Genomic DNA, 17,802 nt, shown 5'->3' with positions numbered 1-17,802 from the left:
CATGCTGCACATAATTCAATCGAATCGATTAGAAGCCCTGCAATTTCAGCTTAATTCTTTGATTAAAGAAAACCCTTTATCGAGTCCTTTTTCTCAAGAAGCGATTCTAGTGCAATCTCCTGGTATGTCTCAATGGATCAAAATAGGATTAGCACAAGAGTTAGGCATAGTTGCACAAGTTGATTTTCCATTGCCATCAAGTTTTATATGGCGTTTGTATCAAAAGTTACTGCCAGATGTACCTGCAGAGTCCGCATTTAATAAAAATAATATGGCGTGGAAAATCTTTGATATTTTACCTAGCTATTTGAATGAGCCGTTATTTGAATCTCTCAAAAGCTATTTAGCCAATGATGCCCAGTTGGAAAGCCAAGTTCATAATGAAACATTAACTTTTGAGCAGCAAAAGTTATTTATGTTGTGCGAAAAAATAGCCGATGTTTACGATCAATATTTAATGTACCGCCCAAATTGGTTAGAAACTTGGCAACAAGGTGAAGATGTTTTAGATGATGTTGATACAAGCAATGTACTTTGGCAACCAGAACTTTGGCGTAGATTAGTAAACCATACGATTGAAACTTTAGAGCAAAGTGCTTATCACCGTGGCAATATGCATGAAGCCTTATTGGCTGCGCTCGAAAATACCAGCCAAGCGCAATTAAAAATTTTATTACCAGAGCGATTAACAATATTTGGTATCTCTGCACTACCTAATGCACAGCTTGAAGTATTTGCCGCACTGGCTGCTAAAATTGATGTGTTTTTATATTTCTTTAATCCAAGTGAACATTATTGGGGAGATTTAGTTGATGAAAAAACATTAGCAAAAATCGAAGTGAAATATAGTGTGAAACCTGCGTTAGCAGCACAAGGTAAAGATTATTACTTTGTAGGTAATCCTTTACTGTCATCTTGGGGTAAATTAGGCCGTGATTATTTAGAGCAACTTTTGCAGTTAGAAGCTAATTGGCACGATTATTTTATAGAGGATTTTAGTCCGAGCTTATTAAGTCAGATCCAACAAGAAATATATCAACTGGCTTTTAAAGGCGAATCATTATCGAGTGATAAAAACTGGTTTATCTCTGACGAGGGCAAACTAAATGTAGATAGCACAGATAACAGCATACATTTAAATGATTGTCATACACCCCTTCGTGAAGTCGAAGTATTACACGACCACCTATTAAATTTATTTGAACAAGATAAAACACTATCACCAAAAGATATCATAGTGATGATGCCTGATGTGGCTAGTTACAGCCCTTATATTGAAGCTGTATTTGGCTCTGCTATTAATGAGCGCTTTATACCTTATGGACTAGCTGATTTAGCAATAGAGCAAGAAAAGCCAATACTGAGCAGCTTTAACCAATTAGTAAATTTACCTTTTAGTCGTTTTGGCGTATCTGATATTTTAGATTTATTGCAAGTAAGCCATATTGCAGATAATTTTAAGATTGAAGAAAGTGAATTAGATCAAATACGTAACTGGCTAGATAAGGTTGGTGTCAAGTGGGGCTTAAATGGCGATCACAAAACAGAGTTTGAACAAGGTGCAATCGAGCTTAATACTTGGGTTCAAGGGTTAAATAAACTGCTATTAGGTGTTGTACAACGAGATGAAAGTACGCCATTTAATGATATTTATGCTGCTGATCATGTTGAAGGCATGGCTGCCAATACCTTAGGAAAATTGCTCACCTTCTTTGATAAGTTAATAAAGTATAAAAATCTCCTTATGATAGATGGCAGCTTATTTGATAAAACGCTTATTTTAGAGCAAATGATAGTTGAGTTTTACGACACCCAATCAGATCAAAGTTGGGATTTAATGGTATTAGAAAACCTGATGACCAGCATCAAAAGCCACTTTGAGAATAAAGATTATCAAGGTGATATCTCTCAAAAAGTCATGTGTTATCTTGTTAAACAAGGCTTAAAAGAAAAAGGTGTGGGGCAAAGGTTTTTAATTGGCAAAATTAATTTCTGTACTTTAATGCCTATGCGTTCAGTGCCTTTTAAAGTTGTTTGCATGTTAGGTCTCAATGATGCGGATTATCCTCGCAGTTTACAACCTATGGGGTTTGATTTATTACCGCAAAGCCGTCGTCAAAAAGGCGACAGATCCCGTAAATTAGATGATCGTTATCTATTTTTAGAAGCTTTATTAAGCGCAAGGGAGCATTTATATATCAGCTATATTGGTCGTTCATGTTTTGATAATACCGAGCGTGTACCCTCTACGTTAGTTAGTGAATTACTTGAATATATCAACCGAGGCTTTTATCAATTAGAGGTTGATAGTGAACAAGTAAATAGCGACTTTCCAAATAACCTAATACAACAACATCATTTACAGCCTTTTAATAAGGCCTATTATTTGAAAACTGCGGATGAGCATAATAGCGAGCAAAGTTATAACCCCACTTGGATGATAAACGATTATCAACTTGCCAGTGATGCAAAACCTTTAGATATTGTGCCAGAGAGTGAAATAGAATTAGAGTCATTTATCAGCGCATTATGCCAACCACAAAAACGTTTTTATCAATCTAGCCTCGCTTTAAAGCTGCCTCAAGGTGATGATATAAATAAAGATGAAGAACCCTTTAGCTTAGATCATTTAGAACGTTATTTTTATTTAGATGAGTTTTTAACAAAAGCGCTTAAAGGTGAAAATACCAGTCAAAATCAAATTTTACAAAGGGGTAATTTACCTTTAGCCAATGTAGGTGAATTAACCTTAGATAAAATTGAAGGGCGTATTTCGCAAATGTTGCTGAATATTCAAAGTCATGACTGTACATTAAGTGATGATCCTTTAGATATTAATGTGATTATTAGCACTTTAGAAACTGAGTATCAGCCTACAGCACACAGCGATATTCACAGTACCAATCAAAGCACTATAGTTGGTTGGCTTCAAAATGTCAGCCAAGTAAATTCAGATACTCAAATTGCAAAACAGCTGTTTTATCGCCCAGCATCAGTAAAAGCAAAAGATTTGATCAAAGCTTGGCTTTATCATTTAACTGCCCATGCCAGTGGCCATAAGTTAGATACCTTGATAATTGGTTTAGATGAGCAATATCAATTTACACATTTGAGTATTGATGCTGCTAATGAATTATTAAAAAGCTGGTTTACATTATATGCAAAATCTTTAACACAGCCAGTGGCATTTTTTCCTCAAAGTGCATTGGAATATGCAAAAACACAAGATATAGGTAAAGCAAAGTTAAAGTTTTCTGGTGGTCAATATATCGGCAGAGGTGAATCAGAAGACCCTTATATTCGTTTAAACTTTAAAAACTTAGATGACGTACAGCAGGAATTTATACAATTGAGTGATGATTTATTAATACCCCTGATCCAACAATTAGAGGAAATAAACTAATGGCAATGCAAGAATTAAATCCAATAACGATGCCATTAGATGGTCATAACCTGATTGAAGCCAGTGCTGGTACAGGTAAAACTTATACAATAACAGCACTATACCTGCGTTATTTATTAGGTTTACAAATTGAGGGTATTAAATCTGAGCCCCTTACTTTAGAGCAAATCTTAGTTGTAACATTTACTGAAGCGGCAACTTCAGAAATCAAAGATAGGGTTCGAAATCGTTTAATTGTCGCTCGTGATGCATTGTTAGGTGAAGAATGTGATGATGAAGCTGTTAATGCCATTATTGAACCTATGGATGAAGCGCAGCGAAAACAAGCGTTTGTATTATTAGATGCAGGTGCAAAGTCTATGGATGATGCTGCAATATTTACGATTCATGGTTTTTGTCAGCGTATGTTAAAGCAACATGCTTTTGAATCTGGTGTGGCATTTAATTTAGACTTTGTATTAGATCAAACTGAGCTATTAAATGAAGCATTAAAAGACTTTTGGCGTGGTTTTGTATATCCACTTAATATGGAAAAAACTCAAGCTGTGCTTGATATTTATCCCGTACCAGAATCGCTTTATAAAAAAGTGTATAGCATTTTAAGCAAGCAATCAGCACAAATCATTCCGCAATATCAGCTTGAGCAGTTATGGCAACTAAAAGAGCAATACGGCAGCCAATTGATAGACTTTAAAAAGGCATTTTTAGCCAGTAGTTTTGCCACTGATATTCTTGCTTCGGGTATAAAAAAAACCAATATAGCGGTTAAAGAAAATAGTTTAAATGTTTTATGTGACTTTTGTATGTCCGATCAAACAAATCTCGCAATAGGCAGTAAAAAACAAGGTTTTGAACTTTGGACGCAAGAACGATTGTCAGATCCTAAAATTTATAAAAAAGGAGCAGCAGTTTTTGATCATGCATTATTGCCTTTATTTACAAAGCTCGCTGAGCTAGAAAAACAAATTAAGCAGGGCTTACCCATTGCAATCGCGACTAAGGCGGCTAATTGGATAAAGCAGGCACTTATAACCAAAAAACAAGACCAAGGCATTATAAGTCCAGATGATTTACTCATTTATTTACATAAAGCACTGACTTCACAATCAGGTGAGGCGTTAGCTAAAAAAATAGCAGGCTGTTACCCCGTGGCTATGATAGATGAGTTTCAAGATACCGATCCAATCCAATACGGTATTTTTAATACCATATTTTCTCAGCCTAGTACCTTAAATGACGGTAACGATACTTCGGCATTGACAATGATAGGCGATCCGAAACAAGCAATTTATGGTTTTAGAGGCGCTGATATATTTACCTATATAGGCGCTAAAAATGCGGTTGATGAGCCTCGACAATTTACCCTTAAAAAGAATTACCGTTCAGCGACTTCCATTGTAGACAATATCAATACTTTATTTAGTAATAATGCCAATAGCTTTATTTATAATAAAAGCATTCCATTTGTTGAAGTGGCAGCACAAGGAAAATCAGCAGATAAATCTTTGATCATCGAAGATGAAGATTTTAGCCCATTTGAATTTAGCATTTTCAAATCTGATGAAAAAGTAACAAGCAAAGCCAATGGTCAAAAAGCATTGGCGAGTGCTTTTGCAGATAAAATATCTCATCTTTTAAATTTATCGGCACAAGGCAAAGCGCGCATTGGTGATAAACCTATTGAAGCTGCTGATATCAGTGTGTTAGTGAGAGACCGCAGAGAAGCGCATGCCATTAAAACGGCACTGTCAAAGCGTGACATCTCTAGTGTTTATTTAGCAAGAGACAGTATCTTTAGTTCACAACTGAGTGAACATTTGTTGAATTTTTTAACTGCGTTACATGGTGGATATGATGAAGCTTTATATCGTGGTGTATTAGCAGGTCCGCTTTTTGGTCTTAACTATCAGCAAATTTTTGAGTTAACGCAAAACCAACAAGCAGCTCACATTAATGATGATGCAAATACACATAGTACAGCTAAGAGCTGGCAAGATTTTTTAGAGCTATTTGCATTATTGCTAGAAACTTGGCAAAACAAAGGTGCTATGGCCATGCTGGAGTTATTACTTAAAACGAATAACTTAGCGGGTTTATGGCAAGCTCTAGGCTATCCTGTGGAGCGTTGGTTAACCGACTTTAGGCATTTATCAGAACTCTTGCAGCAAAAGCAGCTAGAGCTTGAGGGCAACATGCGTCTGATCCGTTGGTTTAACGAAAAAGTGAGCCAACATGATACTGACAGCACACAGCTGAGATTAGAAAGTGATGCCACATTAGTTAAAATTGTCACTATGCATGCATCTAAAGGTTTAGAATATCCGTTAGTTTATATACCATTTGCAGCTAGTTATCGCGCAGCGAGTGAAGCGGTATTTCACGATGATAAAAATAATCTGATTTATGATTTAGAATCAAATGAAGACAACTTAGTTGTCGCAGAAAAAGAGCGCTTAGCAGAAGACTTACGTTTATTGTATGTTGCATTAACGCGTGCGGTTCATTACTGCTGTTTAGGTTTATATAACTTAGCTGAAGGTAAAAGCCGTTCAAAATCTGGCATTCAACATACCGCATTAGGCTATTTATTATTTGCCAATAGCCAAATAGAAACCGCTGATGATTGGCATCAAGTACTTGCGCAATTTGTTGAAAATAATTCTGATATGTCGATGAACTTTATAGAACTTGATGAAGATGAAAAAGGGGTCGGAGTTAATTATGCGAATAATGCTGAGCCTGAAATTCAAACAGATACTTGCGAGCAAGCTGTAAAAGTCTTTAACGGCTACATAGAGCGCGATTGGCGCATTACCAGTTTTAGTGGTTTAACTTACAATCAATCTCATCAAAGCGATAATCATATAGAAGATGATATTACCCCAGGATTTGAAGATGAAAGTCATGAGCTTGATTGGAATACCATTGAAGAAGAACCCGCGCTTGATGTATTTAGTTTTCCAAAAGGCGCAAAACCAGGTAGCTGTTTACATGGAATTTTTGAAGAAATAGATTTTCAATCACCAAATGAGCACCCAACAGATAGCGATAAAAACCTTTCAAATGTGGTTACTGAACAATTAACCAAATATGGTATTGATGATGATACTTGGCATGATGTGACTGTTAATTGGGTAGAACAGGTGCTTGAATGTTCACTGGAACAAAATGAATCGACACAAGGGCTTGCTTTAGGCTCATTAACGCCTGAGCAATGTTTAATTGAAATGGAGTTTTATTTACCTTTAGGTAAATTAACAGCGCAAGGCGTAAATAAAGCATTGTTAGCGGTAAGTGAGCAAGAATATCACCCAATAAGCTTTGGTAAAATTCAGGGCATGTTAAAAGGTTTTATAGATTTAATATTTGAACATAATGGTCGGTATTTCATTTTAGATTATAAATCAAATCATTTAGGTGAAAACGCAGATGATTACAGTGATGAAAATATGCAACAAGTGATGGCATCTCATCATTATCATTTGCAGTATTTATTATATAGCGTGGCGTTACACAGATTGTTAAAGCAAAGGTTGCCTAATTACGATATTAATACACATTTAGGCGGTATCTATTATGTATTTTTACGTGGCATGCCATCAGGAAAGGGCATTTTCTATAAAAAAATTACAACAGATATCATTTTAGAATTAGATGCCATGTTTAATTTAAATAGCGATAAATTACAGTTTGAAGGTCATACAACATGCTAAAACGATTAATAGAGAACGAAAAAATATCTCAATTAGATATTGAATTAGCAAAACTGCTCACAAACGAACAAGTAAATTTAGATGAAGATTGTCAAGTAAGCGAAATGTTTTATCTCATTTTATTGCTAAGCATAGCCAATAGTAGACAACATACTTGTTTAGATTTAAATACAGTTAATTGGACAAATCCTTTTGGCTTAAAGAACAGGCTTATATCTGATGCACCACAGCCGTTATCTGCTATTGAAAGTGAATCGCTGACACCTTTTAATGATCTCAATACTTTGGCATTGACTATTCAAAACCATATGAGTGTTGGCGATAATGAACCTTTAAGATTAATTGGCGATAAACTTTATTTTGCTCGTTATGATGAATACGAAACAATATTAGCTAATAGATTGTTAGCCTTGACAGAAAAAAAAATTAATCTTGATAACGATAAACTTCAAACTTTATTAGATACATTTTTCCCATCACAAAATGCACAAGTTGATTGGCAAAAAGTAGCCTGTTCAGTGGCTTTGCAAAGTGCCTTTTGTATTATTACCGGTGGACCCGGTACTGGTAAAACAACAACGGTCACTAAATTATTAGCTGTATTACAATCTTTATATCAAAGTGCACCATTAACAATTAAGTTAGTTGCACCAACAGGCAAAGCCGCCGCGCGTTTAACTGAATCAATTTCAGGTGCAAAAAATAAAATTACGGATATATCTGATGGATTAAAAGCGCTGATCCCAGAAAAAGCACAAACAATACATAGATTATTAGGTGTGATCCCACAATCTAATAAGTTTAGACATCATAAAGATAATTTATTACACCTTGATTTATTAATTGTTGATGAAGCATCAATGGTCGATTTAGCATTAATGGTTAAATTGATAGAGGCACTGCCTAAACATGCTAGGCTGATTTTACTAGGTGATAAAGACCAATTAACATCTGTTGATACGGGCAATATTTTATCTGATTTATGCCAAGATTTAGCTTTAGGTGTGACACCTAATTATTCACAAAGCAGATTGTTATCTTTGGGCTTAGGCGACCAACAACCAAATAGCCAAGGGCGTTTTGCTTTAACCGATAGCTTAGCTTTCTTGCAAAAAAGTCACAGGTTTAATGAAAACAGTGGTGTGGGACAATTAGCTAAAGCAGTTAATGAAAATAACCCTAACTTATTAGCAAAAATAGATTATCAAAAAACTCAAGGCTTATTTGACGATATCACTTTTTATGAGCCGCAATATAGACAAGCGATGATCAACCGAGCCGCTGACGCTTATAGTGAATATTTAACTTTGATAAAAAATGGCGCATCTGTGGGGCAGGTGCATCATGCTTTTTCCCAATATCAATTATTAGCAGCGGTTAGAAAAGGCCCATACGGTGTTAATGAACTCAATGACAAAATAGAACAAACCTTATCAAAAAGACGTTTGATCAATATCACTATGAGTCAAAGTCGCCACTATGTTGGTTTACCTATTATGATCAGCCAAAATGATTATCAACTTGGCTTATTTAACGGTGATATAGGTATTTTGATGTTAGATGATAAACACGTTTTAAAAGCCATGTTTATCAGCGATGATGGTCAAATCCGTGACTTTTTCCCAGCAAGGTTACCCGCGCATGAAAAAGTATATGTAATGACCATACATAAATCGCAAGGCTCTGAGTTTTCACATACAGCTTTGGTATTACCGCCATTACAAGATGCCAGTGCGGGTATTAATAGACAGTTAGTATATACAGGCATTACACGTGCAAAAAACAAGTTAGATATGATAGTGCAGCGTCCTATGCTACTTGATGCCATGAAAAAGACTGTATCTCGTAGCTCAGGTTTATATCAAAGATTGGTATAAAATTACTATATCAAGTTAACGATAGAAAAACGGGTTAAACATAAATGTTTAGCCCGTTTTAATTTGATAATTGGTATTAAATAAGAATATGACTAACCTTTTAAATAAATAGAAAAAGGAGAAGTCAGTGATAAATCAATTTAGATTTAAAAAAGCACTATTTAAAATATGCTTGTTTTTATCGATAATTTCTATTTGTTCTTGCGGTCCAAAACCTTGGGATGAGCCGCCATTACATAATGCTGCTAAAATTGGTGATTTAAAACAAGTTAAAGCACTCATAAAGCAAGGCATAGATGTAAATAGTAAAAATAAACAAGGTGCAACGCCATTACATTGGGCTGCGTTTAAAGGTCATGTTGATGTCGCAAAAGTGCTTATCAAACATGGTGCTAAAGTTAACCCAGTCACAAATAAAGATTCAACGCCATTAAGGTTAGCCACAACACATAATCAAACAAAAATGATTAAATATTTGAAATCAAAAGGTGCACGATAAATTAAAACGATTGTGTTTTATTTGATAATACATGGTCAAAAGTACCGTCTTGTTTGATTGATTCAAGTGCTGTTTGTAATTTTAAGATAATTGCTTTAGAAGTATTTTTGCTTGCGGCTACAAAAAGTTCTGTTTTTTCAGCCACAAAATCTTGTTTTACAAAAGGGTTAGTGGACATCGAAATTATTTTATATACACCGTCTCCTATTAAAGCATTAGCAAAAGTAATATCAGCACGCCCTTTTAATAATATATTCCAAGCATTCAAGTAATTTGATGTTAAAATTAAATTTTTATCAGGAATGAACCCCTGTTTTATAAGTGTTTGGGCTTCAAAGCTATTTCTAACTGCAACGGCTTTATATTTTAAAGCTTCGTTAGTGGCAGTTAATTGAATATGCGTATTGGTTTTTAAAGAATAAAAATAATAGTTTAATTGCCTGAGTGAGCCAATCCATTGAAATAAGCTTTCTCTGTCAGAACTACGTGTCATAGAAAAAATCACAACATTCTTTTCATTTAAAGCGATATGATAAGCCCTTGCCCAAGGTAATACTTCAATAGATTTTGGATAACCCGCACGCTGTAATACATGATACATTATCTCTAAAGAAGTTCCGCCTACTAGTGTGTGGTTTTCAACAATTTGATAGGGTGGTAGGTGCTCGGTAATTACTCTGATGCTTTCATCAGAAAAAGTAGTCATTGATAATAGCAACAACAGCAAACACAAAAGAAGTTTCATGTATAAATCTAGATTTTTATCTATATATTTTAGAATAGCCTATCAAACAATCAAAGAGGGTATTTTGTGTACAATAAAAAAGGTTTTAGTTGAATCATGACGCTTTTCTTGGTCAAATGGCGGTCTAAAAAAATAAAAGCAGTTTTTTGGTTTATAATATACCGCGCTTTTTATAAAGAATAAGAGAAAAATATACCGTTTCATGAAATATACCCGCGTCTTTATTAATAGTTTAGCCTATGAGCTAGCACCACATGTGGTATCAAGCTCTGTACTTGAATCTCGTTTAGCTCCTTTATATCAAAAATATCGTATTCCTATGGGGCAACTTGCTGCATTAACCGGTATAGAAGAGCGTCGTTGGTGGCCAAAAGGGCATCAGTTATCAGATGGTGCAATTACAGCTGCAGAAAAAGCAATCGCTGAAACTGACATATCTGTTGACGATTTAGGCGCAGTTGTTTACACCGGTGTGTGTCGCGACCAACATGAGCCTGCTACAGCATGTCGTATTGCGGCAAAATTAGGTGTCTCTAAAGACACTGCTATTTATGATATTAGCAATGCGTGTTTAGGTGTTTTATCTGGTATTTTAGATATTGCAAATCGCATTGAACTGGGCCAAATTAAAGCTGGTTTAGTTGTATCGTGTGAATCTGCTCGCCACATCGTTGATGTCACAATAGAAGATATGTTGTCAGAGCCTACAATGCAAAATTACGCACAATCATTAGCGACTTTAACCGGTGGTTCAGGTGCTGTGGCTGTGCTTATTACAGATGGTTCATTTGATTTAAAAACAGATCGAAACCATCAGTTATTAGGTGCGAGTCACTTATCAGCGCCAGAGCATAATAATTTATGTCAATGGGGCTTAAAAGAAGTCGGGCCACAATTATACCGCGAATTTATGCGCACTGATGCTGTTACCTTATTAAAAGAAGGTGTTTCTTTAGCGAAAGATACTTGGTCGCATTTTTTACAGCAACGAGATTGGATGATAGAACAAGTTGATAAGGTGATTTGTCATCAGGTAGGTGCAGCAAACCAAAAGCAAGTATTAACCGCTTTAAATATTCCCCCAGAAAAAGAATTTCCGACTTTTAAGTTGCTCGGTAATATGGGAACTGTTTCTTTACCTGTTACTGCTGCAATGGCACACGATGATGGCTTTTTGAAAAAAGGCGATAATGTCAGCTTTTTAGGTATAGGTAGTGGATTAAATTGTATGATGTTAGGTCTGAAATGGTAATGGAATCACTTTCTCCTTTTAAAACAAATTATTTAGATCGTAATGGCCAAAAGTACCATTATGTAAATGAAGGTCAGGGCGAGCCAGTAGTTATGGTTCATGGTAATCCAAGTTGGTCTTTTTATTATCGTAATTTAGTATCATCGTTAAGCGCAAGCCATCAATGTATCGTGCCTGATCATATTGGTTGTGGTTTATCTGATAAACCAGGTGATAAAGATTACGATTACACCCTAAAACAACGTATCGATGATTTAGAAGCGCTACTTGAACATTTAGATGTTAATGCCAATATCACCTTAGTTGTACATGATTGGGGTGGCATGATAGGCATGGGTTATGCGGCGCGATATCCTGAACGGATTAAAAAATTAGTGATCTTAAATACAGGTGCATTTCATTTACCTGAAGCTAAACCTTTCCCGTGGGCATTGTGGATCTGCCGAAATACCTTATTAGGCACTGCGCTTGTACGTGGTTTTAATGCGTTTTCATCTATCGCATCATACGTTGGCGTAAAACGTCAGCCTATGGCAAAAGAGATCAGAGAGGCCTATGTTGCGCCTTTTAATTCTTGGAAAAACCGAATTTCGACTTTAAGGTTTGTTCAAGATATTCCTTTAAAACCTGGTGATAGAAATTACGAATTGGTTTCACAAATCACTGCTGCTCTAGATAACTTTAAAGCGTTACCAAGTATGATTTGTTGGGGCTCACAAGACTTTGTTTTTGATAAACACTTCTTAGCACAATGGAAGCAAGAGTTACCTAATGCAAAAGTACATGAGTTTACAGACTGTGGCCATTATATTCTAGAAGATGCCAGTAGTGAAGTCGTGCCGCTAGTGACAAACTTTATAAACGAAAAATAAAATTAATGAATATGTTTAAAGAGCCAGATTTAAACAAAGCAAACCTTTGTCGGCACTTAAAAAGTGCCGCAATTCAAACACCTTCAAATTTAGCTGTTGCTGTTCAAAAAAGTCATTTATCAAAGCTAACCTATGATGAGATAGACTTTAAAACCTTAAATGAAAAAAGTGACGCTATTGCACATGCTTTAAATGGTTATGGCATAAAACAAGGTATGAAAGCCGTTTTGATGGTCACGCCTAGCATAGATTTTTTTGCACTTACTTTTGCATTATTTAAAGCGGGAATTGTTCCGATACTGGTAGATCCAGGCATGGGCGTAAAAAACCTTAAACAATGTTTTATTGAATCAAAACCTGATGCATTTATTGGCATACCCAAAGCACATATCGCCCGGAAATTATTCTCTTGGGGTAAAAGTACAGTTAAATATGTTTTAACTGTAGGTGGAAATGAACTGTTATCTGGACTAGCAGGTCAAATGACGTTAAATCGCTTAGTTATAAAGTATCCATCTAATAACGAATATCCAATGGTGACTTTGGCTGATGATGATATGTCAGCTATTTTATTTACTAGCGGCAGTACAGGAGTGCCAAAAGGTGTGGTTTATAGTCATAAAATGTTTGAAGCTCAGATCACCGCGCTTAAAAATGATTATAAAATAAAACCGGGTGAGCGAGATTTAGCAACTTTTCCATTATTTTCATTGTTTGGTCCTGCTTTAGGCATGGCATCAATTGTGCCAGACATGGATGCAAGTAAACCAATTAGCGCAAATCCAAAATATATATTTTCTGCGATTGAAAAATATCAATGTAGTAATTTATTTGCCAATCCCGCATTGATTGACTTATTAGGTCAGGCTGGCGAGCAAAATAATCATAAATTAACAAGCCTAAAACGGGTTATATCAGCGGGTGCACCTGCAACTTTAGCGTCAATTAAAACGTTTAGTAAAATGCTTAATAACAATGTTGAAGTGCTTAATTCCTATGGCGCGACAGAATCTTTGCCCTTAACTAAAATTGGCAGTGAAGCTTTACTCAAAACTACAAAGGTTACCGACAATGGCGGTGGTATTTGTGTTGGTAAACCCGTAGAAGGTGTTGTCGTAGATATAATTAAAATTACAGAAGACAATATTCAAGATTGGGGCACAGTAGTTAATACTGATTTATTACTACAAGCAAATCAGATAGGTGAAATTGTTGTAAAAGGCCCTATGGTAAGTTCGGCATATTATGAGCGTGAATGCGCAACTAAATCAGCTAAAATTCAAGATGACAAAATTGTTCGCCACAGAATGGGTGATTTAGGCTATTTAGATAATCAAGGTTTACTTTGGATGTGTGGTCGTAAAGCGCATAGAGTCGAAACAGATGCAGAAGTTTTATTTTCTATACCGTGTGAGCGAATATTTAATACTCATAAAGCCGTAAAACGCACAGCCTTAGTTGGAGTTTCAAATAATAGCGTCATAAAACCTGTTTTATGTATAGAGCTGAATAAAGGATATAAAATATCTAAAAGCGTTTTATTTGATGAGTTAAAAGAAATAGGTGCTAAATTTGACCAAACCCAGAATATATCTAACTTTTTAATACATCCAGATTTCCCAGTAGATATTCGCCATAATGCGAAAATATTCAGAGAAAAACTGGCTGTATGGGCACAAAATAAAAAGAACTAAATAATGATAAATGAGCACATATATCCGCAAGATGAAAAATTAGTAACAGCGCTAAACGCATTAAAAGGCAAAGTTTCTCACATTTTTGTGACGGGAGCTGGTGGGTTTTTAGGTGAAGTAATTTGTAGGTTTTTATGCTCTGCAGGCATAAAAGTGACAGGCTTTGCACGCTCAGATTACCCTAATTTACAGAAATTGGGCGTTACTATGATCAAAGGCGATATCGCATCTAAAGCACAATTGCTTGATGCGATGAAAGGCTGTGATTTAGTTTTTCATGTTGCTTCAAAAGCAGGTGTTTGGGGCAGTAAGTCAGATTACTTTAATCCTAATGTTGAGGGGGTAAAAAATATTATTGATGCCTGTTCACAATTAAATATTCAAAATTTAGTGTATACCAGTACGCCCAGTGTCACTTTTTCTGGAGAGGATGAAGCAGGTATTGATGAAAGCTATCCGTATGCAAAAAAGTTTTTAAACTATTACGGTGAATCTAAAGCGATTGCCGAGCAATTGATTATTAAAGCGAATAGTGAGCAACTAAAAACAATCGCCATTAGACCACATCTGATTTGGGGACCTAACGATCCACATTTGGTGCCAAGAGTCATTGAGCGTGCTACAGCAGGACGATTAAAGCTAGTAGGGAAACAAGATAAGTTAGTAGATACGGTTTATGTCGATAATGCCGCTTACGCCCATATTTTAGCAGCTGTAAATATGTTAGATGACAATAAAGTATGTTTAGGTAAGGCTTATTTTGTTAGCAATGATCAGCCTATTACAATGGCGAGCATGCTCAATAAAATATTATCATGTGTCAGTTTACCCCATGTGACCAAACGTGTACCTTCTTCAGTTGCCTATTGTGTTGGTACAGTGCTTGAAAAAACCTATTTATTACTTGGTAAAAAAAATGAACCTATCATGACGCGTTTTGTTGCTAGACAGTTATCAACAAGTCATTACTTTAATATAAATTCAATTAAAAATGACTTAGGCTACAGCCCTTTAATATCAATAGATGAAGGTATGTTGCGTCTTAAAAAGTCATTAGAAAAACATAGTTAACCCCATTTAACCTCTAAAATTACAAGAGTTATTATTCAAATGAGCGAAATCTTTCATCACCCAGTACAAATTTATTATGAAGATACAGATCACTCAGGTGTGGTATATCACCCAAACTTTTTAAAGTATTTTGAGCGAGCAAGAGAACATGTAATAGATAGTGATAAGTTAGCAAAACTGTGGAATGAAAAAGGGCTTGGATTTGCTGTATATAAAGCAAATATGATCTTTCAAGATGGTGTTGAGTTTGCTGAAGTATGTGATATTAGAACCAGTTTTGAATTTGAAGGTAAATACAAAACATTATGGCGTCAAGAAGTATGGCGACCGGGCGCTAAAAAGCCAGCCGTGATAGGTGATATCGAAATGGTATGTTTAGACAAGGACAAACGCTTACAGCCAATACCTGAAGAAATTTTAACCCCTCTATCAGCTTTGTAGCTGTTAAATTTGATGTAGATCAACATCTTCTTTAATTATACTTAAATTAGGCTGCTAAAATGTAAACGCGCTTTATAATCCCGATTTTGCTCCTAAAGTAAATAATGCTCAATAGAGTTTTGTGTATTATTTAAGGAAGATTAATGCAATATCTTAGAAGTTTACATTTTAAAGCCAAAATACTTATTTTAATTGTTCCTGCAATTATAGGGTTATTAACATTAGGAATATTAAGAGTTAGTTCTGACTTTAAAACCAATACTAGCGCACAACAAATAAACAACCTTACCGTTTTAAGTACATTTAATAGTGCGCTAGTGCATGAAATGCAAAAAGAAAGAGGGGCTACAGCGGGTTTTTTAGGTTCAAAAGGAAAACGATTTTCAGATGTATTAAGTAATCAAAGACGGCTAACTGATCAGATAAAATATGAACGTGACCAATATTTAAAAATAAATAATGATCATATTAACGATTCAGAAATACTAAATACACAAAGCCAAATTGAAAATGAGCTGACTCAATTATCTCATATACGTTCACAGGTAGATAGATTTTCAATCGCGCCAGCACAGGCGATAAAATATTACACACAAATCCACGAAAAACTAATTGGCATAACTGCTTCTATAGCGAAAAAATCGACTAATGGCTATGTCGCAAATCAGTTAAATGCTTATTATATTTTCCTAGAAGGAAAAGAAAGAGCGGGTATTGAACGTGCCATCATGAGTAATGTTTTTACACATGATAAATTTAATAACCAGAGTTTGACTAAATTCTTATCGTTAAAAGCAAAGCAAGATTCATATTTTTCAACTTTTGAGAAGATAGCAGATAAACATATATTAAATATTTACAAAAATGCCTTAAATCATGGCTCTGTGAAATATGTAGCGCAAAAGAGATCGTTAGTTTTAGAAAAAATAAGTGAAGGTAACTTTGCAGTTGATAGTCAAGAGTGGTTCAAAAAAGCAACAGGACGCATTAATCAATTAAAGCATATTGAAGATGCAATCGCGAATAATTTAATTGAAGTGACAAATAAGCTATCACAATCAACTTTTACCTCTTTATTAATTACATCATGCGCCATAGCCATATTACTTTTGTTGATTGTTGTTCTAGCGATATTGATTGGTCGCATTATTACAGTTCAAGTTATGTCAATTTCAAAAACAATAACTGAAGTTGAAAAAAATAATGATTTAACACTTAAAATTAATATAACAAGTTCTGATGAATTAGGTTCGGCAGCAGTTAATATCAATAAAATGTTAGAAAAATTCCAAAATGCAGTTAAAGATATAGAGCAAAGTAGCACTTTATTAGCAGCAAGTTCTGAAGAGACATCAACAACAACAGAACAAAATATGCATAACTTAGAAAGACAGCAGGGTGAAACACAATTAGTTGCAACCGCAATTGAAGAAATGTCCGCATCAGTACAAGAGGTCGCCAGTAATACTTCACAAACGGCGAACTTGGTTGTTAATGTTGATAAGTCGGTTGATGAGAGTGTTGTTGATATTACTCATACACGTCAAGAAATGGAAAAGCTCTCTAATGAAATGGCACAAGCTAATGCGCTAATTTCACAACTACAAAAAAGCAGCAGTAATATTAACTCAGTAGTTGAAGTTATTAAAAGTGTTGCTGAACAAACCAATCTTTTAGCGCTAAATGCTGCTATTGAGGCAGCAAGAGCGGGGGAGCAAGGCAGAGGGTTTGCTGTAGTTGCAGATGAAGTACGTACTTTAGCGCAACGTACACAAGAATCAACTTCTGAGATCGAAAACATAGTAGGTCAATTTCAACAAGATGCAGGCAGTGTTTCAAGTTCTATTTCAAAGTGTTCAAATGAAGTTGCTTTAGCTGTTGAGCAAACCACAAAAATGGCAAATAAACTTAATGATATTAAAAATGCTGCGACCTCAATAACAGATATGAGTACACAAATAGCAACAGCGACTGAAGAGCAAGTGGCGGTAGCGAGCGAAATGGCTGCTAATATAAACACTATTAGTGACTTATCAACTCAAAACGCGACAAGTGGCTCACAAATCGCAGCTGCTGGGCGAGAACAAACTGGTCTGGCGTCTAATTTGTCACTTCTGTCAAGTAAGTTTAGGTGTTAGGTTTTTTTATTTATTTTATTGACCTATAATCAATTTAACTTTTTGTTTTTATATGACTAAACTACTCCATAGTGTGATTTTGCTAGGTGTAGTTCAG

The 17,802-nt window shown here is 35.3% G+C and carries 11 protein-coding genes; 10 read left to right on the top strand and 1 reads right to left on the bottom strand.

All coding sequences use genetic code 11. The features are described 5' to 3' along the window. Window position 1: 1 nt before the first annotated feature. From recC to KO527_RS12665, 4 genes are all read left to right on the top strand, one after another. Window positions 2–3,403, top strand: coding sequence for an exodeoxyribonuclease V subunit gamma (recC, locus tag KO527_RS12680; RefSeq protein ID WP_216040664.1), 3,402 nt, complete (start codon window positions 2–4; stop codon window positions 3,401–3,403). Between the two features lie 5 nt (window positions 3,404–3,408). After that, complete coding sequence (gene recB, locus KO527_RS12675; protein ID WP_216040686.1) at window positions 3,409–7,116, top strand: exodeoxyribonuclease V subunit beta; 3,708 nt, start codon at window positions 3,409–3,411, stop codon at window positions 7,114–7,116. Further along, the gene (recD, locus tag KO527_RS12670; protein ID WP_216040663.1) at window positions 7,110–8,993 is read left to right on the top strand and encodes an exodeoxyribonuclease V subunit alpha; all 1,884 of its coding nucleotides are present in this window, start codon (window positions 7,110–7,112) and stop codon (window positions 8,991–8,993) included. The genes recB and recD overlap by 7 nt, the downstream gene beginning before the upstream one ends. Window positions 8,994–9,120: 127 nt before the next feature. Further along, complete coding sequence (locus tag KO527_RS12665; RefSeq protein WP_216040662.1) at window positions 9,121–9,492, top strand: ankyrin repeat domain-containing protein; 372 nt, start codon at window positions 9,121–9,123, stop codon at window positions 9,490–9,492. 1 nt (window position 9,493) lies between these two features. Here KO527_RS12665 and KO527_RS12660 read toward each other — a convergent pair whose 3' ends face one another. Then, complete coding sequence (locus KO527_RS12660) at window positions 9,494–10,198, bottom strand: transporter substrate-binding domain-containing protein (RefSeq protein ID WP_216040661.1); 705 nt, start codon at window positions 10,196–10,198, stop codon at window positions 9,494–9,496. A gap of 241 nt (window positions 10,199–10,439) precedes the next feature. On the opposite strand from KO527_RS12660, the gene KO527_RS12655 reads away from it, so the two are divergent. The 6 genes from KO527_RS12655 (at window position 10,440) to KO527_RS12630 (ending at window position 17,705) form a co-directional block, all read left to right on the top strand. Beyond that, window positions 10,440–11,489 (top strand): 3-oxoacyl-ACP synthase III, encoded by a 1,050-nt coding sequence (locus tag KO527_RS12655; protein WP_216040660.1) that lies wholly within the window; start codon window positions 10,440–10,442, stop codon window positions 11,487–11,489. Then, a complete protein-coding gene (locus tag KO527_RS12650; protein WP_216040659.1) occupies window positions 11,483–12,361 on the top strand; it encodes an alpha/beta fold hydrolase in 879 nt (292 codons plus the stop codon). The genes KO527_RS12655 and KO527_RS12650 overlap by 7 nt, the downstream gene beginning before the upstream one ends. A gap of 5 nt (window positions 12,362–12,366) precedes the next feature. Continuing rightward, window positions 12,367–14,055 carry an olefin beta-lactone synthetase gene (gene oleC / locus KO527_RS12645; protein ID WP_252733683.1) on the top strand — a complete coding sequence of 563 codons (1,689 nt, stop codon included), beginning with the start codon at window positions 12,367–12,369 and terminating at the stop codon, window positions 14,053–14,055. 3 nt (window positions 14,056–14,058) lie between these two features. Next, on the top strand, window positions 14,059–15,126 hold the full coding sequence (gene oleD, locus KO527_RS12640; protein ID WP_216040658.1) for a 2-alkyl-3-oxoalkanoate reductase: 1,068 nt from the start codon (window positions 14,059–14,061) through the stop codon (window positions 15,124–15,126). 39 nt (window positions 15,127–15,165) lie between these two features. Next, entirely contained in the window at window positions 15,166–15,567 is a 402-nt protein-coding gene (locus tag KO527_RS12635; protein ID WP_042143911.1) for a thioesterase family protein, read from the top strand. Between the two features lie 143 nt (window positions 15,568–15,710). Continuing rightward, window positions 15,711–17,705 carry a methyl-accepting chemotaxis protein gene (locus KO527_RS12630; RefSeq protein ID WP_216040657.1) on the top strand — a complete coding sequence of 665 codons (1,995 nt, stop codon included), beginning with the start codon at window positions 15,711–15,713 and terminating at the stop codon, window positions 17,703–17,705. Window positions 17,706–17,802 lie beyond the last annotated feature (97 nt).

The sequence above is a fragment of the Pseudoalteromonas sp. C2R02 genome (genome assembly GCF_018860845.1).
Taxonomy (GTDB): Bacteria; Pseudomonadota; Gammaproteobacteria; order Enterobacterales; family Alteromonadaceae; genus Pseudoalteromonas.
Note: the sequence above shows the minus strand (reverse complement) of the source record. Positions and strands in the feature narration are given on the sequence as shown.